The sequence below is a fragment of the Sphingobium sp. B2D3A genome (assembly GCF_025961795.1).
Taxonomy (GTDB): Bacteria; Pseudomonadota; Alphaproteobacteria; order Sphingomonadales; family Sphingomonadaceae; genus Sphingobium.
In genome coordinates this window covers 982,689-1,004,913 of sequence record NZ_JAOQOI010000001.1, presented here as the reverse complement: position 1 = coordinate 1,004,913, position 22,225 = coordinate 982,689, and the positions used below count along the sequence as shown (strand labels likewise).

At 63.6% G+C, this 22,225-nt stretch carries 22 protein-coding genes and 1 tRNA gene; 16 read left to right on the top strand and 7 right to left on the bottom strand.

Translation table 11 applies throughout. From position 1 onward, the window contains the following. Positions 1-58 precede the first annotated feature (58 nt). Positions 59-865, top strand: coding sequence for an IclR family transcriptional regulator C-terminal domain-containing protein (locus M2337_RS04715; protein ID WP_264571873.1), 807 nt, complete (start codon positions 59-61; stop codon positions 863-865). Positions 866-885: 20 nt separating this feature from the next. On the opposite strand, the gene M2337_RS04710 is transcribed toward M2337_RS04715, so the two are convergent. Then, positions 886-1,272 (bottom strand): VOC family protein, encoded by a 387-nt coding sequence (locus M2337_RS04710; RefSeq protein ID WP_264572353.1) that lies wholly within the window; start codon positions 1,270-1,272, stop codon positions 886-888. Further along, the gene (locus M2337_RS04705; protein WP_264571872.1) at positions 1,272-2,123 is read right to left on the bottom strand and encodes a TauD/TfdA dioxygenase family protein; all 852 of its coding nucleotides are present in this window, start codon (positions 2,121-2,123) and stop codon (positions 1,272-1,274) included. The genes M2337_RS04710 and M2337_RS04705 overlap by 1 nt, the downstream gene beginning before the upstream one ends. A 296-nt stretch (positions 2,124-2,419) precedes the next feature. Here M2337_RS04705 and M2337_RS04700 point away from each other — a divergent pair, with 296 nt between their 5' ends. Continuing rightward, complete coding sequence (locus M2337_RS04700) at positions 2,420-3,451, top strand: alpha/beta hydrolase (RefSeq protein WP_264571871.1); 1,032 nt, start codon at positions 2,420-2,422, stop codon at positions 3,449-3,451. Between the two features lie 26 nt (positions 3,452-3,477). Here M2337_RS04700 and M2337_RS04695 read toward each other — a convergent pair whose 3' ends face one another. Both M2337_RS04695 and M2337_RS04690 read right to left on the bottom strand, forming a co-directional pair. Continuing rightward, positions 3,478-4,185, bottom strand: a complete 708-nt coding sequence (locus M2337_RS04695; protein ID WP_264571870.1) for a glutathione S-transferase N-terminal domain-containing protein — start codon at positions 4,183-4,185, stop codon at positions 3,478-3,480. Positions 4,186-4,197: 12 nt separating this feature from the next. Beyond that, complete coding sequence (locus tag M2337_RS04690; protein WP_264571869.1) at positions 4,198-5,142, bottom strand: 2-hydroxyacid dehydrogenase; 945 nt, start codon at positions 5,140-5,142, stop codon at positions 4,198-4,200. 100 nt (positions 5,143-5,242) lie between these two features. Between M2337_RS04690 and M2337_RS04685 the strand changes: the two genes are divergently transcribed. From M2337_RS04685 to pcaF, 12 genes are all read left to right on the top strand, one after another. After that, the gene (locus M2337_RS04685; protein ID WP_264571868.1) at positions 5,243-6,118 is read left to right on the top strand and encodes an amidohydrolase family protein; all 876 of its coding nucleotides are present in this window, start codon (positions 5,243-5,245) and stop codon (positions 6,116-6,118) included. A 56-nt stretch (positions 6,119-6,174) separates the two neighbouring features. Then, the gene (locus M2337_RS04680; RefSeq protein ID WP_264571867.1) at positions 6,175-7,041 is read left to right on the top strand and encodes a fumarate hydratase; all 867 of its coding nucleotides are present in this window, start codon (positions 6,175-6,177) and stop codon (positions 7,039-7,041) included. Beyond that, positions 7,041-7,670 carry a fumarate hydratase C-terminal domain-containing protein gene (locus tag M2337_RS04675; protein ID WP_264571866.1) on the top strand — a complete coding sequence of 210 codons (630 nt, stop codon included), beginning with the start codon at positions 7,041-7,043 and terminating at the stop codon, positions 7,668-7,670. The genes M2337_RS04680 and M2337_RS04675 overlap by 1 nt, the downstream gene beginning before the upstream one ends. A gap of 2 nt (positions 7,671-7,672) precedes the next feature. Next, positions 7,673-8,326, top strand: a complete 654-nt coding sequence (locus tag M2337_RS04670) for a flavin reductase family protein (protein WP_181558506.1) — start codon at positions 7,673-7,675, stop codon at positions 8,324-8,326. Between the two features lie 11 nt (positions 8,327-8,337). Further along, entirely contained in the window at positions 8,338-9,174 is an 837-nt protein-coding gene (locus tag M2337_RS04665; protein WP_264571865.1) for a hypothetical protein, read from the top strand. Continuing rightward, the gene (locus M2337_RS04660) at positions 9,171-9,893 is read left to right on the top strand and encodes an HpcH/HpaI aldolase family protein (protein ID WP_264571864.1); all 723 of its coding nucleotides are present in this window, start codon (positions 9,171-9,173) and stop codon (positions 9,891-9,893) included. Before M2337_RS04665 ends, M2337_RS04660 begins: the two co-directional genes overlap by 4 nt. 12 nt (positions 9,894-9,905) lie before the next feature. Beyond that, positions 9,906-10,682, top strand: coding sequence for a GntR family transcriptional regulator (locus M2337_RS04655; RefSeq protein ID WP_264571863.1), 777 nt, complete (start codon positions 9,906-9,908; stop codon positions 10,680-10,682). 131 nt (positions 10,683-10,813) lie between these two features. Further along, on the top strand, positions 10,814-11,086 hold the full coding sequence (locus M2337_RS04650) for a hypothetical protein (RefSeq protein WP_264571862.1): 273 nt from the start codon (positions 10,814-10,816) through the stop codon (positions 11,084-11,086). 2 nt (positions 11,087-11,088) lie between these two features. Then, complete coding sequence (locus tag M2337_RS04645; protein ID WP_264571861.1) at positions 11,089-12,387, top strand: MFS transporter; 1,299 nt, start codon at positions 11,089-11,091, stop codon at positions 12,385-12,387. 99 nt (positions 12,388-12,486) lie between these two features. After that, positions 12,487-13,170 carry a 3-oxoacid CoA-transferase subunit A gene (locus tag M2337_RS04640; protein WP_264571860.1) on the top strand — a complete coding sequence of 228 codons (684 nt, stop codon included), beginning with the start codon at positions 12,487-12,489 and terminating at the stop codon, positions 13,168-13,170. A gap of 13 nt (positions 13,171-13,183) precedes the next feature. Beyond that, a complete protein-coding gene (locus M2337_RS04635; RefSeq protein ID WP_264571859.1) occupies positions 13,184-13,861 on the top strand; it encodes a 3-oxoacid CoA-transferase subunit B in 678 nt (225 codons plus the stop codon). Continuing rightward, a complete protein-coding gene (gene pcaF / locus M2337_RS04630) occupies positions 13,858-15,066 on the top strand; it encodes a 3-oxoadipyl-CoA thiolase (RefSeq protein WP_264571858.1) in 1,209 nt (402 codons plus the stop codon). The genes M2337_RS04635 and pcaF overlap by 4 nt, the downstream gene beginning before the upstream one ends. Before the next feature lie 84 nt (positions 15,067-15,150). Here pcaF and M2337_RS04625 read toward each other — a convergent pair whose 3' ends face one another. Beyond that, positions 15,151-18,099: a TonB-dependent receptor domain-containing protein gene (locus M2337_RS04625; protein ID WP_264571857.1), complete on the bottom strand. Its 2,949-nt coding sequence runs from the start codon at positions 18,097-18,099 to the stop codon at positions 15,151-15,153. Positions 18,100-18,627: 528 nt separating this feature from the next. Beyond that, a tRNA-Leu gene (locus M2337_RS04620) sits at positions 18,628-18,714 on the bottom strand. Between the two features lie 418 nt (positions 18,715-19,132). Between M2337_RS04620 and M2337_RS04615 the strand changes: the two genes are divergently transcribed. Beyond that, positions 19,133-20,512: an MATE family efflux transporter gene (locus tag M2337_RS04615; protein WP_264571856.1), complete on the top strand. Its 1,380-nt coding sequence runs from the start codon at positions 19,133-19,135 to the stop codon at positions 20,510-20,512. Here M2337_RS04615 and M2337_RS04610 read toward each other — a convergent pair. Continuing rightward, positions 20,487-21,302 carry a zinc-ribbon domain-containing protein gene (locus tag M2337_RS04610; RefSeq protein ID WP_264571855.1) on the bottom strand — a complete coding sequence of 272 codons (816 nt, stop codon included), beginning with the start codon at positions 21,300-21,302 and terminating at the stop codon, positions 20,487-20,489. The two genes, M2337_RS04615 and M2337_RS04610, sit on opposite strands and share 26 nt — an antisense overlap. A 185-nt stretch (positions 21,303-21,487) precedes the next feature. On the opposite strand from M2337_RS04610, the gene ftsE reads away from it, so the two are divergent. Further along, positions 21,488-22,225, top strand: a complete 738-nt coding sequence (gene ftsE / locus M2337_RS04605; protein WP_264571854.1) for a cell division ATP-binding protein FtsE — start codon at positions 21,488-21,490, stop codon at positions 22,223-22,225.

Below are 22,225 nucleotides of genomic sequence, written 5' to 3'. Positions count from 1 at the left end.
CGCCAGCCGTGGAAAGCAGAGCAGCATCATCCCCCGCGAAAAAGTCGGAATATTGAACATGGCCAAATCGAAAACGCAGACTGGGGAGCAGGAGGGCGTGCGCGCGGTGGATGACGACTTCATTCCCTCGCTGGAAAAAGGGCTAGCCGTCCTGGAGTTGTTCGGATCGGACAATCCTGACTGGACCTTGAGTCAGATTGCGCGGGAGCTCAAGCTCACCCCCGGGACCACCCGCCGTATTCTGCGGACTCTGGAGAAGTTGGGTTATGCCGTAGCCGACGAAGGCCGGTTCTGCCTCACCCCCCGGGTTCTCAAACTCGGCTTTTCCTACCTCTCGTCGCAGCCCTTCGCCACCATCGCGAAACCTCTTCTCACCCAGCTTGCGCGCAGGCTGAATGCGACGTGCTGCATCACGGTGCTGGACGAGCGCGACGTGGTCTACATCGCGCGGGGCACGCATAAGCCGATCGAGCCCTTTTACGTCCATGTAGGCGCGCGACTGCCGGCTTATGCGACGGCGCCCGGCAAGGTCCTGCTCGCCGGATTGGCGCCGGACGCTTTGGCAGAGCGCCTGAAGGGCTGGGACTTCCAATCCTTCACGCCCAACACCCTTTCCAGTGCCGCAGCACTGAAGGCCGATGTGGAAGAGGCGCGGAGCAAGGGCTATGCCCTGAACGATCAGGAAATCTTCCTGGGCCAGCGCTCCATTGCCGTTCCCCTGTCGCTGGGCGGGGTTCAGGCGGCTTCGATTGTCGCAGCCGCCTCGGTCAGCAGTGCGTCACTGGATCGACTGGTGGCCGATCTGCTTGGCCCATTGCAGGAGGCTGCGATCGAGATCGAACAGGCGGCGTCTTCGCTGCTCTGACGGCAGCCGCACCGGCGCGACTAGTCCTTCCAGGAAGCTTTCCAGGTCGCGCAGACTTTGTTGCCGTCGGGATCGCGCAGATAGGCGATATATGGCTGGCCGTAACTGCCCGGCCGCGTGCCAGGCGCGCCATCGTCTACCCCTCCATTGGCCAACCCGGCACGATGAAACGCATCGACATGTTCCGGGCTTGGCGCCCGAAAGCCGATCGTGCCGCCGTTCGCGAAGGTTGCCGGATCGCCATTGCGGGGCGCCCTGACGCCGAAGCCCTGCTCGCCGCAGCGATAAGAAAGCAGGGGCGCGTCCGGGGCGGCGGCATTGGCATGCCCCAGTGCCCCCATCACGGCATCGTAAAACTGCCGCGCTCTCTCCAAGTCATTCGTTCCGACAAAGATGTGATTGAACATCATGGCTGGGACACGCACGCCGCTGCTGTGCACCCCGCCCGATCGAGTCGAATGCCCGAAACGGAGATACGCTGCATGACCCGCCGCTCGCCGTGATAATCATTGACGGCATAGTGCAGGACTTGGAGATTGTCCCAGAACGCTACCGTTCCCGGGCGCCACTTGAGACGGACCTGATATTCCGGTCGTTCGCACTTCTGGAACAGATATTGGAGCAAGGGCGCGCTCTCTTCCTGCGTCCAGCCCTCGAAATGGGTCGTGTAGCCGCGGTTGACGAACAGCGATTTACGGCCGGTGATCGGATGCCGGATGACCACGGGATGGGTCGCCTTCACGACCTTCGCCTTGGCGCCTGCATATTGGGGCAGCAGGGACATCGACGTGACGACCCGCTCGTTATTATGCTCTGCTCGCATCGTCTCGAGCTGGGTCTTCATGCCCTCGGAGAGATCATCATAAGCGGCAGCGAGGCTCGCAAACACCGTGTCGCCGCCGGCTGACGGCAGCACCTTCGCCGCGAGGATAGAGCCCCAGGATGGAATCTCGTTGAACGTCTGGTCGGCATGCCAGCCGCCGCCCACATTCTTGAGCTGCTGCTCTTCCTTCTCGATCATCGTGATCTGCGCGTCCGCCACTGGCGCGCGCTTTGCGCCCGGCAAGGTAAAGCAGCCCGCAAATGCGCGTTGCCGGTCGGCGCTGAGATCCTGATCGCGGAAAAAGATGACGCCATTCTCGGCGAGAGCTTTTGTGATTTGCTCGATCGTCCTGTCATCAAGATCCTTGGACATGTCCACATTGCCAATCTCGGCGCCGATGAGACCGTTGATCCGCGTGACTGAAATGTCGTCCAAATTTCCTCTCCGAACCCCGCGATGCATCGCTCTTGTATGGGCGGATGCCTGTTCAAGACGCCGCTGGGACGCTCCTGAAACCTGCCCGCGCCGCAATAAGCCGGAAAATATTCCGGATTCACAAATTGCATGGCTTTGTCTGCGGCGCAAGCCATCCTCCGGCCTTGAGAAGCGGAAATTTCTCCGGTAGCATCTGCGGATCAATGGATGATGCAAGACCGGCGGCGGGAAACTGCCTCCGCGCCCTGCGAGCCTCCTGACATTCTTCATCTGCCTTTCCGGGGAAGACCGAAACCATGAGAAGATCACTGCGCCGATTGCTAACGTTGGCGAGCATCGGCAGCTTCTGCGTCGCCGCGAGTCCGTTCACGGCAACTCCCGCATTCGCTGCGCCCATCGTCCTTGAGCGGCAAGGTTCGTTTTCGGTCGGTGGTGCGCTGCTGGGTGACGCCGCATCGGGACATCTGTCGTGCGATCATGGTTTCGTGGAATATCAGATCCCCCGGCGGGCGCGGAAGACAGCGCTGCTGCTGTGGCACAGTTCCAGCGTGGCCGTGTGGCAAAACCGGTGGGATGGCGGCGAAGGCTTCCAGAGCATCTTCCTGCGCCGCGGTTTCCCGATCTACCTCTGGGATGGCCCGCGCGTTGGCCGCGCGAACTGGGGCTGCGAGGATTATACCTACAAGGCGGTGCCCGGCCGAGATGAGGGGAATTTCAAGGCCTGGCGCCTGGGGGAAGCCTACCCCAACTGGTTCCCGGGCATCCAGTTCCCCAAGGACGACCCGCAAGCCTGGGATCAGGCAATGCGCGCGCGGTACGATGAGTTCGACACTGTACCGAACGCTCAATTGCAGAGCGCGGCAGCGGCGAAGGCGGTCGACCGAATTGGGCCGACGGTGCTTGTCACCAATTCCGGCGGCGGGTTCAGAGCCTTCATGACCGCGCTCGAGAGTGACAATGTCAAAGGCATCGTCGCTTACGAGCCGCCCGGGTTCGTGTTTCCTGAAGGGGAAGGCCCGCCGGCTGGAAAGGGACCGTTCGGCCCGGTCAAGGTGTCCGCCGAGCAATTCAAACGGCTCACGCGCATCCCGATCCAGATCGTGTTCGGCGACCACATTGCGCAGTCGACGAACTGGAGCGCGGCCTATCGCGCGGCGACAACGTTTGTGGCGATCGTCAACGCCCATGGCGGTAAGGCGGAAATCCTGTCCTTGCCGGCCGCCGGCCTCTCGGGGAACACCCACCTCCCCTTTGCGGACCTCAATAATGTGGCCGTGGCCGACCTCCTCTCGGCCTTCCTTCACCGGCACGGGCTGGACGAGCGCTGACCACCGCCGTCGCCGGAAAGCCGGACTTAGGACGGGCGCGGCGGCATGGTCAGCCCGCGCTGAACTGCCGGCCGCGCCAGTCCTTGTTCGAGCCATCGCGCGACGTGGGGCATTGATCCGAAGTCAACCAACTCTGCCGCGTCGAACAGGCCGACAATATTGCGGATCCATCCGAGCAGCGAGATGTCGACGATCGAATAGTCCTTGCCAAGAAACCACTCCCGATCTTTGAGCCGCGTGTTCATGACTCTGAGCAGCCGAGCCGTTTCCGCCGCGTACCGGTCTCTGGGTCGCTTGTCCTCCCAGTCCTTGCCCGCGAATTTGTGGAAAAATCCCAGCTGGCCGACCATCGGACCAACGCCCCCGACCTGGAACATCAGCCACTGCAGCGCTTCCCAGCGACCGGATGCATCGGTAGGCATGAACTGCCCGGTCTTCTCGGCAAGGTAGAGCAGAATGGCACCGGACTCGAACAGAGCGATCGGGGCTCCTCCGGGACCAGACGGATCGACGATGGCCGGAATCTTCCCGTTCGGGCTGATCGAGAGAAACTCCGGGCTCTTTTGCTCGTCCGTCGAAAAGGCGACGAGATGCGCTTCGTAAGGCAGCCCCGTCTCTTCAAGCATGATAGAGACCTTCACGCCATTGGGCGTGGGGACGGAGTAGAGCTGAATCCGATCGGGATGCTCGGCCGGCCACCGCCGGGTGATTTCCATCTCAGACAGGCTGGGCATCGCAATTCTCCGCTATGTTGGGGCATGGGAAGCTTCAACGCTCGAAAAGTAGGTTCTTGCCGCGTCCATCAGGTGATCGATGACCGCCTGCCGCGCTTCGAATGTGAAGCTTGCGGCGTGCGGCGTCAGGATCACATTCTCGAGCCGAGCCAGGCGCGGGTCGAAGTCCGGCTCCTTGTCGAACACGTCGAGCGCTGCGCCGGCGATCGTGCGACCTTCCAGCGCGTCGATCAACGCCTCTTCATCGATCACGGCGCCGCGCGCGATGTTGACGACAATGCCTTGCGGGCCAAGCGCGTCCAGGACCTCGCGGGCGACCATGCGCCGCGTCTGATCCGTCACCGCGCAGGCCAGCACCAGAATGTCGCACGCGGCAGCGAGCGCGGTTACGTCGGAATGATAAGTGTAGGCGCAATCCGCGACCGGCGCGCGCGCATGGTAATCGACAGACATGCCCAGGCTGGCACATTTCTCGGCGAGCCTCCGTCCGATCCGACCCAGCCCGACAATGCCAACCCGCCGGGCGCTCACGCGACGGCCATTCATGAAGCGGTTCTCCGCCCAACGTCCGCTGCGCGTGAACCGGTCCGCCGCGACGATGTTGCGCTCGGCGGCGTAGATGAGCCCGAGTGCAAAATCGGCGACATCCTCCGTGAACTGGTCTGGGGTGTGCGCGAGGACGATCTGGCGTGCGGCCAGCGCCTCGACGTCAATATTGTCCAGACCCGCGCCGAGGGAGAGCACCAGTCCTAAATCCGGCAGCGCTTCCATAACGCCTGAGGGAACGCCAAGGACCGCCCGCGTGGCCACAGCGCGCACAGTCGATGGAATTGCCGTGACGGGCTGCGCATTCGCGCCTTCGAGCGGGACGGGGATCAACCGAAAATCGCGTTCGAGCGCGGTTCGCAGGTCTGCGGGCAGCTCGGCGATGACAGCAATTTCGGGTCGCTCGTTCATAGTCGCTCCTTCTGGCCGACTTGCATGACCTAAATAATTAGGTCAATAGCGCTAGCCCCGGCCGTCGTCCGACGGTGAAAGCACGTCAGGAGGCAGAAGCATGACCAGCAACTCCGGAATGTCCGGCGACGGTCGTCCTCCGCACATCCTGCCGGCCGGCACCTGGGATTGCCACACCCATGTTTTCGGGCCGCGTCCGCACTTTCCGCTCGCACCAGGCGGCGCTTACGAGCCTCCGTCCGCCGACCGCGACCTGCATCTTGCGACGCTCGACCGGCTGGGGTTCGATCATGCGCTTCTCATCCAGCCCTCCCTCTATGGCGACGATCATAGCGCCCTGCTGGATGCTTTGCGCCACGGCCAGGGCCGGCTGCTGGGAGTCGGCTCTGTCAGCGCGACGATCGATCGAGATAGGCTGGCAGCATTAAGAAGCGCAAGCGTCGTCGCCCTTCGTTTTGTCGGCGTGCCGGGGCCGGACGGCGGCCCCTATCCGGGGACGCAAGGCTTTGATCAACTTGAGGATCTGCGCAGCGACATGCGCGCTCTCGGGCTTCACGCCCATGTGTGGGGAAGTTTGGAGCAATGCGCTGATCTGGCGCTTGGCGACGCTGGGAGCGATATGCCGTTGGTGTTCGATCACCTGGCCGGTCTCTCCCCGGATGACCGTCCGGGCACCTATCGCTTCGACCGGCTACTGGATGCCATCGCCACCGGCATGGCCTGGGTCAAGCTGACCTATTTTCGGCGGTCGGCACTGCCGGGCGCCTATAGCGACATGCAGCCGGTCGTATCCGCACTTGTAGACGCGGCACCCCACCGGGTGATCTGGGGATCGGACTGGCCCTTTGTACGGACCGCTCAGGTGCCCGACCCGTCGGCCCTGCTCAATCAGCTCCGGTCCTGGGTGGGTGAAGAGGCTTTCCGTCGCTGCCTTTCAGACAATCCTGCCGCCCTGCTCGGCATGAAAATGCCTTGACCGTGCCGATCGCGACTCCTAGAACTAAAACCTAGTTATATGGGTATTATCTTGTCATGATTACCGAGGATCTGGTCCAGGAGATATCGGAATCCCTCTACTCAGCCGCATTGCGGAGGGTTCCGCCGGATACGGTCCAGGCGCTGGAAGCTGCTCGGGAAAATGAAGCGCAGGACAGCGCCAGGGCAACGCTCGATCTCATGGTGCGAAGTGCGCGTCTCGCAGAGGCGAGAGACACATTCGTCTGCTCGGACAGTGGTGTGCCGACCTATTTCGTCGAAATCGGCGGGGCGGCACAGTGGCAGGGCGACCTCAAGGCCGCCATTACCCGCGGCTTCGACCATCTTGTCGAGACCATTTCACCGCCCCTTCTCAAACACGTCAATAATCCCCTCACGAACGAGCGCGGCGGGCCCGGCAAGGACATGCCCGCCATTACCGTCGATCTGCTCGGCAATGCCGATTATATCGACATCACCTGTGTGCCCAAGGCGCTCGGGTCCGGACGCTGGGCATCCTTGCGCACGTTGATCTCGCCTTCGCTGGAAGACATCGAAGCCTGCGTGCTGGATGCCATCATCGAAGCGGGGTCTCAGCATTGCCCCCCCGTCGTTGTTGGCGTGGGAATTGGCGGAAATTTCGACCTGACGGCCAAACTCGCCAATCGCGCGACCTATCGTGAGATCGGCTCTCTCAACCCCAATCCAACGCTCGCGGCCATGGAAGAGCGGCTGACCGAGGCGGCCAATGCAACGGGTTTCGGCCCGATGGGGGTTGGCGGCAGCACCACGGCGCTTGCCGTCCACATCGATTATGCTTTCGGTCATGGCTACACGCCGGTCGCGGTCTGCTTCAATTGTTGGATCAACCGGCGGGCGAAGGCGCGGCTCCATAGCGATGGCCGCGTGGAACGACTGCTCTGATGGCGGTCGTCTCGATCACATGCCCGCCTTCCCGGGAAGCGGTGGCCGCGCTCAATGTTGGCGATCTGGTCTATTTGAGCGGCGATATCGTCGTCACCGGCGGCCTGCCGGCCCACAAGCGGATGATCGACTGTTTCGATCGCGACTTGCCGCTGCCGCTGACGTTTGAAGGTGTTTTCATCCATCTCCCGCACATGATCGAGGCGCGGCCCGACGGTGGGTATGATGTGCAGTACGTCAATCCCACGACCAGCCGCCGCTTCGATGCCTATATGCCGCAGATTATCCGGGATCTGGACTTGCGCATCGTTGGCGGCAAGGGCGGCCTGGGCGCCGATGTCGCCCAGGTCATGGCGGAGACAGGCTGCGTCTACCTGTCGCTGCTTGGCGGCGGGAGCCCGATCCTGTCCGAAGCGATCAAAGAGGTTCTCGCCGTCGAATGGCGGGATTTTCCATCGCATTTCAGGCTGAGCAAGATGAGAGTCGAAAATCTCGGCCCTCTCACCGTCGGCATCGATGCCCGGGGCCGCTCCATCTACCAGTCTCTTGAAGATCAGGCGCGCAGTCGCCTGCCCGCAATCATGCAGACGCTCAAGCAGCGTCGCGTAGCAGCCGAAAGATCGGAATAATCATGGCCAATGTTCAGCCCCTCTTTTTCGATCCGAAGGACAGCGCGTCGTTCAAACGGGGTATCTTCAATGCCATCGTGGCGCCCCGGCCCATCGGCTGGCTGAGCACGGTCGACGAGCACGGCAAGTCCAATCTGGCGCCTTTCTCCTATTTCAATATCGTCTCGAACCTGCCGCCCATCCTCATGTTCTCCTGCAACACGCCGGAGGATCGGCCGGCCAAGGACACGTTGGCGAACGTCAGGAAGACCGGCGAATTCGTCTTCAATCTCGTTGCTGCCAGTCAGCTCGAAGCGATGAACGATACCTCCTCGCCGGTGCCTTACGGCGTCGACGAATTCGAGCATTTCGGGATCGAAAAAGCGCCCTGCCGGGTCGTCGCCGCGCCCCGCGTTGCCGCCTCGCCCTGCAGCCTGGAATGCCGGGTCATCAAGGTGATCTCGTTCGGCGGCGGCGATCTGGGCCCGGAGACGAATGTCACGTTCGGCGAGGTGGTGGGGATGCATATTGCGCCCGGCTATCTGCACGAAGACGGGCATTTTGACACGCTCGCAGCCCGTCCGGTGTCGCGACTGGGCGGCGCCGAATATGCGGTAACGCAGGAGAGCTTCGAACTGGCGCGCAAGTTCAAGCGCGCCAACGAAGCAACCTATTGAGGGCCGAACACATGAACAAGCCAGTGCGAACGCCCATGCTCGTGGACCTGATGCCCGCTCCTGCCGATGAGCTTGGCCGCACCGCTGCCAGAGCGCAGAATTTCTCCATCGAGCGGGTCGAGAGCGGCCCCGCCGCATCGCATCGCTTCGCTTCGGAGCGGGAGATCATCCTGCTTCTTCCGCATGCCGGGGGAACGCTGAGCGGAGATCGGGCCATGGCGCTGCCCGGCCATAGCGTGGTCATCATCCCGGCCGGCGCCTATGCCTTCGCGTTGGACCGGCCGGCGGCCTTCTATCTTCTCGCGACCCATCGTGAGCAGGCCGACATGGCGATGCCCCGCAATGCCGACGCCTATGCTTCGCATGACGCGCGGGTGCGTCCCGTGGGCAAGGCTTATGAGCGCATCGCGCATGGGGGGGATGTCCGCATTCACCGGATCGAGGATGTGACCATTCCGCCCGACAATGGCAGGCTGCGTTTCCTTCAAAGCGAAACCATGAGCATCAACTGGGTCGAATATGACGGGCTGCGGGACAATAGCGCGCTAAGCCCCCATGCCCATGCCGATCTGGAGCAGGCAAGCCTGGCCATCGAAGGCCAGTTCACCCACCATCTGCGGACCCCTTGGGGCCGCGATGCGCGGCTCTGGCAGGAGGATCAGCATCTGCCTGCCGGCCCTTCCAGCGTGGTCGTCATTCCGCCCGAGATCATCCACACCACGGAAGGCGTAGGAGACGGCAAGCATGTGCTGGTCGACGTGTTCGCGCCGCCTCGCGCCGACTTCATCGCGAAGGGCTGGGTGTTCAACGCACATGAATATCAGGTCCATGCGGAGCCGGCGGCATGAGCCGGGAAGCGCCTCGCGGGCTGTTCATCAAGACGCCCGCGCCACAGATTGTCGAGATCCTGGCGCTAGAGAAGCCGGATTTCGCGGTGATCGATGCGGAGCATGGCCCTTTCGACCGGGGCATGCTCGATCTCATGATGCTGGCAGGACGCGCGGCGCAGTTGCCCTTATTGGTGCGGGTTGCCGACGCTCAGAGCAGCTCGATCTGCGGCGCTCTGGATCTTGGGGCCGCCGGGATCATGGTTCCCCATGTCGCGTCGGTGGAGATGGCACGCGCCGTGGTCGCGAGCGCCCGCTATAAGGGCGGCAAAAGAGGCTATTCGAGCGCGCCGCGCCACGCAAATTACGGTTCGGGCTCGATGCGTGACGTCATCGATGCCGCGGACGATGTCCTTGTTCTGGTGCAAATCGAACATCCGGACGCGGCACATGAGGCGAAAGCGATTCTGGAGCTTGAGGGCGTGGACGGGATCGTGATCGGTCGGGCGGACCTGGCCGTCGCATTGGGCGAAAGCGACGCCTCCTCCCCCGCTGTCGAAGCGATCGTGACCTCGATTTTTCAGGCCGTGGCAGACAGCGAAAAGATCAAGGGCGTCGTCGTTTCCAGTGAGGCGGAGCGCCGTTACTTCTCGGACAAGGGTGCCAATTGGTATATCATGGGGAGCGATCAAAGCCTTTTACGGAAGGCAGCCCGGCAGCTAATGGCGGACTCTTTGTAACGGAGACAGGCTGTGAGCACGCATTCAACCCGGTCCAATCCGAAAGGCCCTGGTGGCCGGCCCGCAGGAGCCGCCGATCTCGGCAGCCGGGGCATCGCGCGCTATCATCAACTCGCGGCCGTCTTCCGCCGCCATATCGAGACGGGTGTGTGGGAAGTCGGCAGCCAGATACCGACCGTTGTTGAGCTGGCCCTGTCCTATGATGTGGCGCGGGAGACCGTCCGGCAGGCCCTCGGCATGTTGGCCGAGGAAGGTCTGATCCGCCGATACCGCGCCAAAGGCACGTTCGTCACCGGCGCACCGCGCGATCAGATCTGGTGCCAGTTGGAGACCAACTTCCTCGGCCTGCTCCAGGCGCGGGAAGGCGCGCAGATCGAATTGATCGGCGAAGAACGCAAGGTCGGCATCGCGGGAACAATCGAGTTTGGCGTTGCCGATGGGGCCTATCGCAAGCTGAGCCGCCGGCACTGGCGCGATGACCAGCCCTATATGATCGCCGAGGTCTTCATTTCCGAGCGCTGGGCGAACAAGATTCCGCGCGCGGCGTTCACCAGCAAGACGGCGTTGAAGCTGGTCGCCGACATCGATGGCCTCGCCATTGCCGATGTGGAGCAGATCATGACCATCGGCGTGGCGGATCTCGACGCGTCGGTTTCCCTCCAGATCCCGCTCAACGCCCCTGTCGCGCAGATCGAGCGCTATGTGGTCGATGCGGACGGCATTCTCGTTCTGTTTGCGCGGAACACCTATCGAGGGGACGTCGTCCGTCTCAACATCAAGTCCAAATAGGCTTGAAACGGTCCTTTCGTAGCCATTCCCTCCCAATCCGCGCTTTACTAGGCCGTTAATCTGGATATATAGGTTTTATGTGAGGGAGAGCGTACGCCGATGAGGGCGCGCTGTCGAGCCGGAGGGACGCAATGAACTGGCCACAGTTGATCGGCATAGGTTGCGCAGTGACATCGTCATGCGTCGGCGCCTTCGGGCTCTTCACGCTCAAGCCATTACCGCCATCAGCCCGGCTGGGCGCCCTCGCGACGCTGGATAGCGACGGGAACGGCCAGCTTTCGCGCGCGGAATGGGCATCCGGCGGTCGAAAGGCTGCCGCTTTCGATGCCCAGGATACCAACCGCAACGGCATACTTGAACCCGCCGAGGTCCGGTCTCGGCGCGGCGCTGCTCGGAAGGATTGATTATGGATGCTCGGCCCGGCCTTGCCGGTGGCGCTCTTAAGCCAGCCGCCACCAAATTCTCCAGTCAGCAGCTCTGGGCACTGACGATCTTGGGGATTTTCAGCGGCTTCAACATGGTCGATCGCGGCTTGCTGGCGCTCAATCTGGAGCCGATCAAGCTGGAGCTCGGCGCGACCGATACCCAGATGAGCCTGGCCGCGGGCATCGGCTTCTTCCTGCTGAATGCCGTCGCCGGCGTGCCCCTGGCGCGTCTGGCCGATCGCTACAGCCGTCGCGACATCATCGCCATCGGTTTTGGCTTTTACAGCCTCATCATCGGCTTGATGGGAATGGTCACCAGCTTTTTCGGCCTGCTGTTCACGCGCATGCTGCTGGGGATCGGCGAGGCATCGGGTAACGCGCCTTCCAGCGCGATGGTCAACGATCTGGTGCCGCCGCAAAACCGCCGGATGGCCCTTGCGAGCCTGCGGATTTTCGGCGCGGTCATCGTTCTGGTGATGATGAGCAGCCTCGGCTACGTCACGGATCGCTACGGCTGGCGCGCGTCTTTCTACGTTCTAGCTTTGCCGGCGATCATCCTCGTGCCGTTGGCCATCTTCACCGTGCGCGAGCCGGAGCGCGAGAAGGACGCCCAGGGCAAGGCCATTGCGCCGGTCAGCCTGAAAGCGGCCTGGGCTCAGTGGCGCCGCTCGCCGGCTTTCCTGCTCGTGATCACCGGGTTCGCGCTGGCTGGCGTGACGTTGCAGGCCAACAGCGTTTGGGCGCCGGCCTTCCTGGTCCGGGTTCGGGAACTGTCTCCCACGGAAATTGGCGTGCTTTCGGGAATTTCGCGCGGCCCGGCCTTGCTGATCGGCGCGCTTGTCGGCGCATGGGTCACCGACCGACTTGCCCGGCGTGACCATCGCTGGCGCTTCTGGGTGCCGGGGATCATGCTGATGCTGGGGGCGCCCGCCGAAATGACCTATCTGATGGCAGACGACTATTGGGTGTGGATGCCCGCCTATCTGCTGACCGGAATGCTGATCATGGGGTCGCAAGCGTCGACGGTTGCCATCTGCATGGACGTATCGGGCGCCGGTCTGCGCGCGACAGGGTTGGCCTTCGCGCTCCTCGCCAGCAATTTTCTGGCCGATCTCATCGGGCCCACCAGCATCGGCCTGATGAACGATACGATCTTCGCCGATCTTGGCGTCCACGCGTTGCGCTATTCGATGGGAATCGTGGCGTGCTCGGCGGCCGTTGGCGGCTTTCTGATCTTCGTCGCCTCCCGGTTTGAGACGGAGCAAACCCGCTCCGGCTAGCCGATGGCGGCGGTACATGGGCGCCTTGGGCGGATCGGCGTTCGCCCCCTGCCCTACCCCGCGTGATCCACTCGGTTTTGGCCTCCTGGATTTAACATCATGATCGACAAGACCTTTGCATCCCTGATCGAGGCGACAGCGGATATTCCTGATGGCGCCTCGGTGATGATCGGCGGGTTCGGAACCGCTGGCATGCCGGACGAACTCGTCGACGCGCTGATTGCGCGGGGCGTGGGCAACCTCACCATCATCAGCAACAATGCGGGCAATGGCGAAACCGGCCTCGCGGCATTGATCCGAGCCGGCTGCGTCGCGAAGATCATCTGCTCCTTCCCGCGCCAGGTCGATTCCCACCATTTCGACGCGCGCTATCGGGCCGGAGAGATCGAGCTCGAACTGGTGCCGCAAGGCAATCTGGCAGCACGGATACAGGCCGCCGGTGCGGGCCTTGGCGCAATCTTCACGCCCACCGGCTTTGGAACGCAACTCGCAGAGGGCAAGGAAACCCGCCGCATCGGTGAGCGCGATTATGTGCTGGAATATCCGATCTCGGCGGACTTCGCGCTGATCAGGGCGCATCGCGGCGACCGCTGGGGCAATCTCGTCTACAACAAGACGGCCCGCAACTTCGGCCCGATCATGGCGATGGCGTCCAGAACATGCATTGCTCAGCTGTCCGAAATCGTCCCGCTGGGCGCCCTCGATCCTGAAGCGATCGTGACGCCCGGCATCTTTGTCCAGCGGGTGGTGCAGGTCGATCGCCGGAACGTGGCCGCCGCATGAGGAGAAGCCTGCCATGAACCGACGCGACCGCAATCAGCTTGCCCAGCGCGTGGCGCAGGACATCCCGGAGGGCGCCTACGTCAATCTCGGCATCGGACTGCCAACCAAGATCGCGGACTATCTGCCAGCAGACCGCGACATTTTCCTCCAGAGCGAAAATGGACTGCTCGCCATGGGGCCTGCGCCAGCGCCGGGCGAGGAGGATTGGGAACTGATCAACGCAGGCAAGCAGCCGGTCACCCTGCTGCCCGGCGGCGCCTATTTCCACCATGCGGACAGCTTCGCGATGATGAGGGGCGGACATATCGATATATGCGTGATGGGCGCGTATCAGGTGTCCGTGACCGGCGATCTCGCCAACTGGCACACCGGCGAGGAAGGCGCGATCCCGGCTGTCGGAGGCGCGATGGATCTGGCAATCGGCGCCCGGCAGACCTTTGTGATGATGGACCTGCTGACCCGGCAGGGGAAAAGCAAGCTGGTGGCCGAGTGCAGCTATCCGCTGACAGGGCTGGCCTGCGTGTCCCGCGTTTACACCGATCTTGCGACCTTCGAGGTCGGGCAGGCAGGCGCCCGCGTCATCGACATGGTGGATGGCCTCGGCCTTGACGATCTCCGTGCGCTCACCGGGGTCCCCTTGGAACTCACGGCCGGAGCGCGAGGCCTCTCCGGATCGGGGCAAGAGGCATGAGAGACGCCTTCATCTGCGATGCCATCCGCACCCCGATCGGCCGCTATGGTGGCAGCCTCTCCGGCATAAGGGCGGACGATCTGGGCGCGTTGCCTATCAAGGCGCTGCTCGAACGCAATCCGCAGCTCGACCCAGCCGCGATCGAGGAGGTGTTCTACGGATGCGCCAATCAGGCGGGCGAGGACAATCGCAATGTCGCGCGGATGAGCCTCTTGCTTGCCGGGCTACCTGTCACGGTGCCGGGCGTAACCCACAACCGCCTGTGCGCTTCGGGCCTGGAGGCCGTCAGCGCGGCCGCGCGCGCGATCGGCACAGGCGAGGTGGAACTTGCGCTGGCCGGCGGTGTGGAGAGCATGAGCCGCGCGCCGCTCGTCATGGGCAAGGCCACAGGCGCTTTCGACCGCGATCAGCAGTTGATGGATACCACAATGGGCTGGCGCTTCATTAATCCAGCGCTGGATGCCGCCTACGGTACGGAGACGATGCCGCGAACGGCCGAGAATGTCGCATCGGCATACCAGATCAGCCGCGCGGATCAGGACGAATTTGCGCTCCGCAGCCAGCAGCGTGCCGCCGCGGCCAGAAGCAGCGGCTTTCACGATGGGGAAATTCTGCCCGTCGCGGTGCCGGGAAAGGTGCGTGGAGAGACGGATCTCATGTCCTTCGACGAGCACCCGCGCCCTACCACCTCCCTTGAAACACTCTCGCGGCTAAAGCCCTTGTTCGGTGCGGAGGGCACCGTCACCGCCGGCAATGCGTCCGGCATCAATGACGGCGCGGCGGCGATGATCATCGCGACCGAGCAGGCCGCGAAGACCTTTGGGCTGACGCCGCGTGCGCGCATCCTCGGCGCGGCGGCGGCAGGCGTAGAGCCCGGGCTAATGGGAATCGGCCCGGTGCCGGCCACGCAAAAGCTGATGCAGCGTCTCGATCTCACCATCCGCGACTTCGACGCGATCGAGCTGAACGAAGCTTTTGCCAGCCAGAGCCTGGCGGTCCTCCGGTCGCTCGGGCTGGAGGACGATGCGGCGCACGTCAATGCGCATGGCGGCGCCATCGCGCTGGGGCATCCGCTCGGCATGTCGGGCGCGCGCCTCGCGCTGACATTGGTGCGTCAATTGGAACAGACCGGTGGCAAACGCGGGCTCGCCACCCTTTGCGTGGGTGTGGGCATGGGCTTGGCGCTGGCGGTGGAGCGCGTCTGAACAGGCGCTTTCAGAGCTTATACGAAGCACTACGGGTGGGCGCCCCCCTTAACGGGAGGGCCGAAAACCGGCCCTCCCTCAGCCTCAGTATCTCACCCGCACACCGGTCTGGAAGCGAGCGCCCAGCGTGTCGAAGAACACAGGGTTCGTGGGGTAAGGCGAGCCGCCGCTCCCGCCGGTAGCAACCGCAATCGGCGGCGATTTATCGAACAGGTTCTCGATCTTTCCGAAAATCTCGAAGTTCTGATCGCCCGAGCCGAAGGGGATGCGATAGGTCATCGCCAGATCCACATAGGTCGCACCATCGAAACGATTGACGCTGATGCTGTTGGGAAGAGAAGGATCATAGCCCTCGTCCTCAGGACCGACCTTGGTCACGTCGCCAATGCCGGAGCCGATCCGCCGCACCTGCAACACACTCGTGAAGCCACCCTGATTGTAAGTGACCGATGCATTCCACCGCCATGCGGGTGCCGGATTGAAGTCGGCTCGGCCCACGAGAGGCCCGGTCATGCCGGCATAATCGAGGGCACGGACATTGGGGTCGGGTTGGACCTTGAGATCATATTGATGCGCCGCAAGTACCCGCAGGGTCAGCGCGCCGTCCCAATTGCTTGCCACGTCGGACAGCGGGAGATTGTACTCCAGTTCGAAATCAAGGCCGCGATAAGTGATCAGGCCCAGATTGACCTGACGGGCATCGATGAAGCTGATGTCGGCTAGATTGCCGCCGCTGAATGTTATGCGGTCGCAGAAGGTGTCGAACTGATCGCACAGATCGACAATCGACTGCCCGGACAGCGTGGTGACCGCATCCTTGAGCTTGATCTCGAACCAGTCCGCCGAAAAGCGCAGGCCCGGGACGAAGGCAGGTTGCAGCACGATCCCCGCTGTCGTCGTGTCCGCCTTCTCAGCGCCCAGCTGGAAGCTGCCGCCGCTCAGGATCGGCGTGGCATCATTAGCGTTGCCGCCGGGCCCATTGGGATTGCGGACGGTGCCCTGCGAGGTGCCAGGGTCGGTCGGCACCTGCTGCAGGAACAGCTCCCGGAAGCCCGCAGCGCGGATATCGCGCGACCGCGATCCACGAAACCGCACGCCCCTTAGTGGCTCGTAAATGGCGCTGAGCTTCCAGCTGGTGGCTGTCGTCGACTTCGCTTCGTCGGTGATGCGGTTCTTGGCGCTGTTGCGCGTGTACCGGATCGCGCCGTTCAGATCGAGCCGCTCGGCTCCTGGCAGCCCGGCCAGCAAAGGCGCGTTGAGTTCCGTGAAGCCTTCAAGCACCTTGATGCTTCCGCCGTAATCCAGGCCGAAGGTGAAAGCGTAATCAAGATAGTTGGGAATGTCGCCATGGGTGACGTTGCCGCTTTCCGTTCTATACTCGCCGCCCGCCGCAAAGCCGATCGGCCCCGCGCCGATGCCGCCAAACAGATCGCCGGTGATGCTCGCGGCCAGGACGTGCTGATCATAGACGAAGTCTTCGAACACCGGCCGATAGACATAATCGATCGCGGCTTGCGTTAGATTGTCGAGGCCGAAGAAGTTTGCCGGAGAGCAACCGACCGCAATGGGGTTGGGGTTCGGCTTCAACAACTCGGCGCATACGATCGTGCCAGGAGCGACCCCCACCACATTGCCCGCCGGCGCGCGAACGGCATCGAGAGCGAAGGTGAAGGGCGTGTTGACGCGCGAGCGATTGCGCATCTGATTACGCTCATTGTGCCCATATTGGTAATAGGCGTCCCATTTCCAGCTTCCGCCGAGATCGCCTGAGAGGGCAATCACGCCCCGGTACACTTCCACCTCCGCGCGGCTGTAGGACGGGATCTGACCGTCAAGATCCTTGCCGAAACTGAATGAGGCACCGCCCAGCAGAGCGGCAAGCTCCTGCGGAACATAGGGATTGGTGGCTTTTACGAAGAAGGTGGATCGCGGACCTGCCGTCAGCGTGGCGGCCCGGGCGATCCGCTTGCCATAGTTGAACTCTCCGGAAAGCGTCAGGCTATCGCTGAGGGCAAATTCCGCGGCCGTATAAGCGACAATGCGCTCCAGCCCGGCCTGAAGGCTGGCATCGTCATAGTTCGAAATGCCATCGCTGCCTTGGACCTGGCCGATGGTGCTGTTGTTGACGAACTCGCCCTGATCGAAGGGCACGATTCCCCTGCCATCAGCCGTGAACCGATAGTTGCGTGCCGCGAGCGGGGCGGGCGCGCGATTGCGCACGACGCCATAAGGTGTGTTGAATGCCAGCGCGGAATCCCGGCCCAAAACATAGTTGGGCAGCCCGAAGCCCGGCGAGCCCGGAACATTGTATCCCGACGGTTGGCCATTGGGCAGGATATTATTGGCGTTCTCGAAGATATCCCAGCCGGCCTGACACCAGCGACGGGCATTGAAACAGCTCTCGATCTCATCCTGATCCTGATATTCGACCCCGACGATGATGTGACCGCGATCCCCCGCGAAAGAGGTGCCATAGGCCAGCGACCCATGGATCTTGCGCCCGTCGCCACGAAAGGTGAGGCCGGAATCAACCTGTGCGCGCAGGCCCGTCATCTTGGTGTCGAGGATGATGTTCACGACCCCCGCAACAGCGTCCGAGCCATAAGCGGCCGAGGCGCCACCCGTGACGGTCTCCACCCGCGCAATCAGGGCGCTGGGAATGAGGTTGAGGTCAACGGCCCCACCGTCCCCGGTCGGCACGAAGCGGCGGGTGTTCACCAGCGTGAGCGTGCGGGTTCCGTAAAAAGGGTTCAGGCCACGGAGGTTCGCCGTCGCCGACCCCACCTCCGCGCCAGACGCATTGCCCGGGTTGGTGTCGGAAATGGCACTGGTGATCTGAGGGATGCTGTTGAGAACATCCTGCGAATTGGTCTGCACGAGGTTCCTGATCTGCTCGGCGCCAATCACGGTAAGCGGCTGAGGGGAGTTGAAACCGCTGGTACGGATGCGTGATCCGGTGACGACGATCGACTCCTGCTCCGCGGCGGCCCGCGCTTCAGGGGACCCGGCCCCCTCCCCATCTTGCGCATGCACAGGTGCTGCTGAGCAAATGCATCCCAGGGCGACCGCCCCAACAGATGCCATCAAGTGATTCCGCGATATGTTGTGCCGCACCGTCTATCTCTCCCCATCGCCCGATTAGATTACCGGTAACTTTTCCGGTAAATCCTAGGATGGAGATTGGGCCTTGGCAAACCAACTATCGGCAATTGGGTCAGTATGCCTTTTTAGGCAAGCAACTGAGCCGTTCGGATCAAAGCAGGTAACCGCGTCGGGAGCGCCACCTATCGCGGCCTTGTCAGAACCCGCACTCTCCTGGAGTGCCAGCTCCACCGTGGCAACCTCGTGACGTCCCACATGGTCGAGCGCTCAAAGCGGCCCGTCTGCGGCAATAATTCACCGCTTCGATGAAGCCATGTGCGCATATTGATCAATGAAGTGATCGTCGGCGAGAGTAGCGAATCCCACTTCATCGGGCATGGCGCACACGCTACCATCGAAACTGCAGCGATTTCCGCCGCCGCCTCAAAGAAGGCCTAAATGCTCATCTTTGACTGGGAATGGTGCGGTCGAGAAGACTCGAACTTCCACGGGCTTTCGCCCACAACGACCTCAACGTTGCGCGTCTACCAGTTCCGCCACGACCGCACATCAGGGAGGTGGAAGCCGATGGCCCCCGGGTAGGCGGCGGCCTTTAGCAAAGGGATTCGGGGCATGCAACCACCTTCGCACTTCATCGTGATATAGCGTGAAACGCGCCGCGGGATCGGGCTGTTGGCTTGACTTGCGCGGCCCTGCAGGCGATCCAGCAGGGCGCTGACGTGCCCAATGCACGCGCTTTTATCACGATTTTTGCAGTCCTTGTGTCGCGGGCGCCAGAAGCCCGGTCATGGCTGCGCCGGAAGGACCGATCCGATGCCACGCGGCTGTGCTGACTATGCGTTCCGTCACTTCGATGATCCACAGCCTGCGCCGCGCGAATCAGTATGCCCGACGCGTGCGCGGAATGCATAACTTCTCCCGGTCCCCCTCCCTCTTTCCTCTCCTCTCCTGATCAAGCAGCTTCATGTCCGACACTGACACCATCCTGCCGCCCCGCCACACCGGCCTGCTGAGCGAGGCCCGCCGCATCGCGTGGCTGGCCTGGCCGATCGTCCTCACCAACCTCAACTGGACGATCATGCACCTCGTCGATGTGACGGTGGTGGGCTATGCCGGCACGAGCGAACTCGGGGCATTGGCGGCCGGCCGGGTGGTGATGTTCGTCATCCTGATGCTGCTGCTGGCCGGCATGTCCGGCGTAATCGTCTTCACCAGCCGCGCGGATGGCGGCGGAGACCTGCACCGCACCGGGGCGCTATGGCGGGAAGCGGTGCTGACCGGCCTTTTGCTCGGCGTGCCCAGCGCCGTCGTCATCGCGCTGTTCGCCCAGCCCCTGCTGGCGCTGACCGGCGTCGCCGATGCGCTGGTCGATCCCGGCGCGCATGTGCTCGCCGCGATGATGCTGGGCCTGCCCGGGCAGATGCTCTCGATCGGCTGTGCGTATTTTCTGGAAGGGGTGAGCGCGCCGCGCCGGGTGTTGATCGTCAACCTCGCCACCTTGCCGGTCAACGCCGTGCTGACCTGGGCCATGGCGCTCGGGCATCTCGGTTTCCCGGCGATGGGCGCGTTCGGCGCCGCGCTGGCGACGTCGCTGACCTCGCTGGGCGGCGGCCTGGCCATGGCCTATATGGCGTGGACGCTGCCAAGCGCGCGCGAGCGCGGATTGCGCCGTCTCGACCTGGCGGCCTGGCGCAGCGCGCTGAGCGGCATCGGCGCGATCGTCCGCTTCGGCGCCATGCCTGGCATTGGCGCCGCCATGGAAGTGCTCGGCTTCTCCTATCTCATGATCCTCTCCACGCGGATGGGCGAGATCGTGGCCGGCGGCTTTCAGGTGATGCTCTCGCTGCATAATCTCGGCTTTGCGCTGGCGCTGGGGCTCGGCTCCGCGGCAGGCGTGCGGGTCGGCAATGCGGTAGGCGCAGGCGAGCCATGGGAGGCGCGCAGCCGGACCATGATCGCATGCGGCCTTTCCATTTTGTTCATGGGCGCGGTGGTGCTCGCCTACCTGCTCTTCGGCCGGCCGATCGTCGCGGGGCTGACCGCGCAACCGGCCGTGGCGCGGGAAGCGCTCATCATGCTGCTCATTCTGGCCCCCTTCATCCTGTGCGACGGCATACAGGCGATCTTCGTCGCCGCACTGCGCTCACTGGGGGATCAGGTGGTCGCCAGCGTCAATGGCATCATCGCCTTCTTCGGCGTGATGGGCGTCATGGGCTGGTACGGCCATGCGCAGGGCTGGGGATCGGCGGGTCTGGCGTTCGCCGCAGCGCTTGGCATGGCGGCGGCGATGGTGCTGCAGGCAGCGCGCTTCTGGCAGGTCAGCCTGCGTTATCGGCGAACCTGAGCTCAAGGTTGCGCGCGTTCTTGGGGATGTCCAGCCGGCTCTCGGAAACGCGCGCTTCCTCATTGGGCTTGAGCGTGGACTTGTCCGCCTTGGTCATCCAGCTGAACACCAGCCGACCCTGATCGTCGCGGAGTTCCACGACGACGGGCGGAACGGTCTGTTCCTGATCGCTATCGTTCAGGATGCGGGCGCTGAACGCGAAATACTCCTCGCCGGTCGGCAGGTTGCGGCGCTCGGGCGGCTTGGGCAGGTAGAAATTGAGACCGGAGGTCGCAGGCGCTCCGCCAAAGCCGAGCGCGACGGCCCAGTTGGGCGGGCCGAAATAGGCGAGCGCACCGCCGGCAAGGCTCACCGCGACGAAGAAGGCGAGCGCCGCAGCCGTCCAGAGCCTGGCGGGATTGCGTCGCGGACGTGTCGGCGCCTCGGTCGGCTCGTCGGGATAGTGGACGAACTCCTGCGACGGCGCGGCAGCAGGCGGCGGATCGATCGGGTCGTGACGCGGTTCAGCCGGGGGCGCTGCGGCGGCGGTTTCCTCAGTGCCGACCGCGACCGGCGCCACAGGAGCCTGCGCTTCTGCACTCTCGACGGGTGCGGATACGGGGGCCTCATTCGGCGCAAGGCCGGCGTCCGCCGCAGCATCGGCCATCGCCGGCTCGGGGCGCTCCACCGGCGCGCCCTCCTGAAACCAGCTGTGGCGGCAAGACGCGCACCGGACCTGACGGCCCGCAGCACCAATCGCGCTATCGGGCACAACATAGCGTGTGGCGCATTGAGGGCAGACGAGGATCATCGCGCTCCATAAACACCGGTTTCCCGCAGAGGGCAAGCGGGCGTTTGAACGTGGCCGTAGGATGTCGCTCAGGTCCGCCGGCCATCCGCCACCTTGCCCGCAATGGGGGCCTGTGCCATGCACGGCGCAGCAGATCATCGGCGGGCGTGGCCGCGCGCCAATAATGGGGACATGCGATCGCGGCGATGGCTAGAATAGTCCAGTTCGAGAATGTCGGGCTGCGGTATGGGCCCGGCCCGGAGACGCTGTCCGACCTCAGCTTTTCGCTCGACGAAGGGGCCTTCTATTTCCTCACCGGCGCGTCCGGCGCGGGCAAGACCTCGCTGCTCAAGCTGCTCTATCTCGCCCAGCGCCCCAGCCGTGGTGCGATCCGGCTTTTCGATGCCGATATCGTCACCCTGCCTCGCGCCCGTCTGCCCAGCTTCCGCCGCCGCATCGGCGTGGTGTTTCAGGATTTCCGACTGGTCGCGCACCTCTCGGCCTTCGATAATGTCGCGCTGCCGCTGCGCATCGCCGGCGTGAACGAAGATCAGATCCGCCCGCCGGTGGAGGAGATGCTGCACTGGGTCGGCCTGTCCGACCGCGCCCATGCCTTGCCCGCCACGCTCTCGGGCGGGGAGCAGCAGCGCGTCGCCATCGCGCGCGCCGTGATCGGCCGGCCGGAACTGCTGGTGGCCGACGAGCCGACCGGCAATGTGGACCGGGACATGGCGACCCGGCTCATCACCCTGTTCGAGGCACTCAACAAGCTCGGCACCACAATCGTCGTCGCCACGCACGACACTGCCCTGCTCGGCAAGGTCTCCGGCGCGCGGACCATGCGGCTGGAGGGCGGACGCATGGCGCCGATCGAGGGGCAGGAGGGCGTCAGCGCGCTCTCCTCGCCCTATCGACCGGCCCCGCATCAGCCGGGACAAGCCTGA

Excerpts from the sequence above, each read along its gene's own strand:
- M2337_RS04715 (WP_264571873.1), top strand. The coding sequence starts at position 59 with ATGGCCAAATCGAAAACGCAGACTGGGGAGCAGGAGGGCGTGCGCGCG.
- M2337_RS04710 (WP_264572353.1), bottom strand. The coding sequence starts at position 1,272 with ATGTTCAATCACATCTTTGTCGGAACGAATGACTTGGAGAGAGCGCGG.
- M2337_RS04700 (WP_264571871.1), top strand. The coding sequence starts at position 2,420 with ATGAGAAGATCACTGCGCCGATTGCTAACGTTGGCGAGCATCGGCAGC.
- M2337_RS04695 (WP_264571870.1), bottom strand. The coding sequence starts at position 4,185 with ATGCCCAGCCTGTCTGAGATGGAAATCACCCGGCGGTGGCCGGCCGAG.
- M2337_RS04690 (WP_264571869.1), bottom strand. The coding sequence starts at position 5,142 with ATGAACGAGCGACCCGAAATTGCTGTCATCGCCGAGCTGCCCGCAGAC.
- M2337_RS04685 (WP_264571868.1), top strand. The coding sequence starts at position 5,243 with ATGACCAGCAACTCCGGAATGTCCGGCGACGGTCGTCCTCCGCACATC.
- M2337_RS04680 (WP_264571867.1), top strand. The coding sequence starts at position 6,175 with ATGATTACCGAGGATCTGGTCCAGGAGATATCGGAATCCCTCTACTCA.
- M2337_RS04675 (WP_264571866.1), top strand. The coding sequence starts at position 7,041 with ATGGCGGTCGTCTCGATCACATGCCCGCCTTCCCGGGAAGCGGTGGCC.
- M2337_RS04670 (WP_181558506.1), top strand. The coding sequence starts at position 7,673 with ATGGCCAATGTTCAGCCCCTCTTTTTCGATCCGAAGGACAGCGCGTCG.
- M2337_RS04665 (WP_264571865.1), top strand. The coding sequence starts at position 8,338 with ATGAACAAGCCAGTGCGAACGCCCATGCTCGTGGACCTGATGCCCGCT.
- M2337_RS04660 (WP_264571864.1), top strand. The coding sequence starts at position 9,171 with ATGAGCCGGGAAGCGCCTCGCGGGCTGTTCATCAAGACGCCCGCGCCA.
- M2337_RS04650 (WP_264571862.1), top strand. The coding sequence starts at position 10,814 with ATGAACTGGCCACAGTTGATCGGCATAGGTTGCGCAGTGACATCGTCA.
- M2337_RS04645 (WP_264571861.1), top strand. The coding sequence starts at position 11,089 with ATGGATGCTCGGCCCGGCCTTGCCGGTGGCGCTCTTAAGCCAGCCGCC.
- M2337_RS04640 (WP_264571860.1), top strand. The coding sequence starts at position 12,487 with ATGATCGACAAGACCTTTGCATCCCTGATCGAGGCGACAGCGGATATT.
- M2337_RS04635 (WP_264571859.1), top strand. The coding sequence starts at position 13,184 with ATGAACCGACGCGACCGCAATCAGCTTGCCCAGCGCGTGGCGCAGGAC.
- pcaF (WP_264571858.1), top strand. The coding sequence starts at position 13,858 with ATGAGAGACGCCTTCATCTGCGATGCCATCCGCACCCCGATCGGCCGC.
- M2337_RS04615 (WP_264571856.1), top strand. The coding sequence starts at position 19,133 with ATGTCCGACACTGACACCATCCTGCCGCCCCGCCACACCGGCCTGCTG.
- M2337_RS04610 (WP_264571855.1), bottom strand. The coding sequence starts at position 21,302 with ATGATCCTCGTCTGCCCTCAATGCGCCACACGCTATGTTGTGCCCGAT.
- ftsE (WP_264571854.1), top strand. The coding sequence starts at position 21,488 with ATGGCTAGAATAGTCCAGTTCGAGAATGTCGGGCTGCGGTATGGGCCC.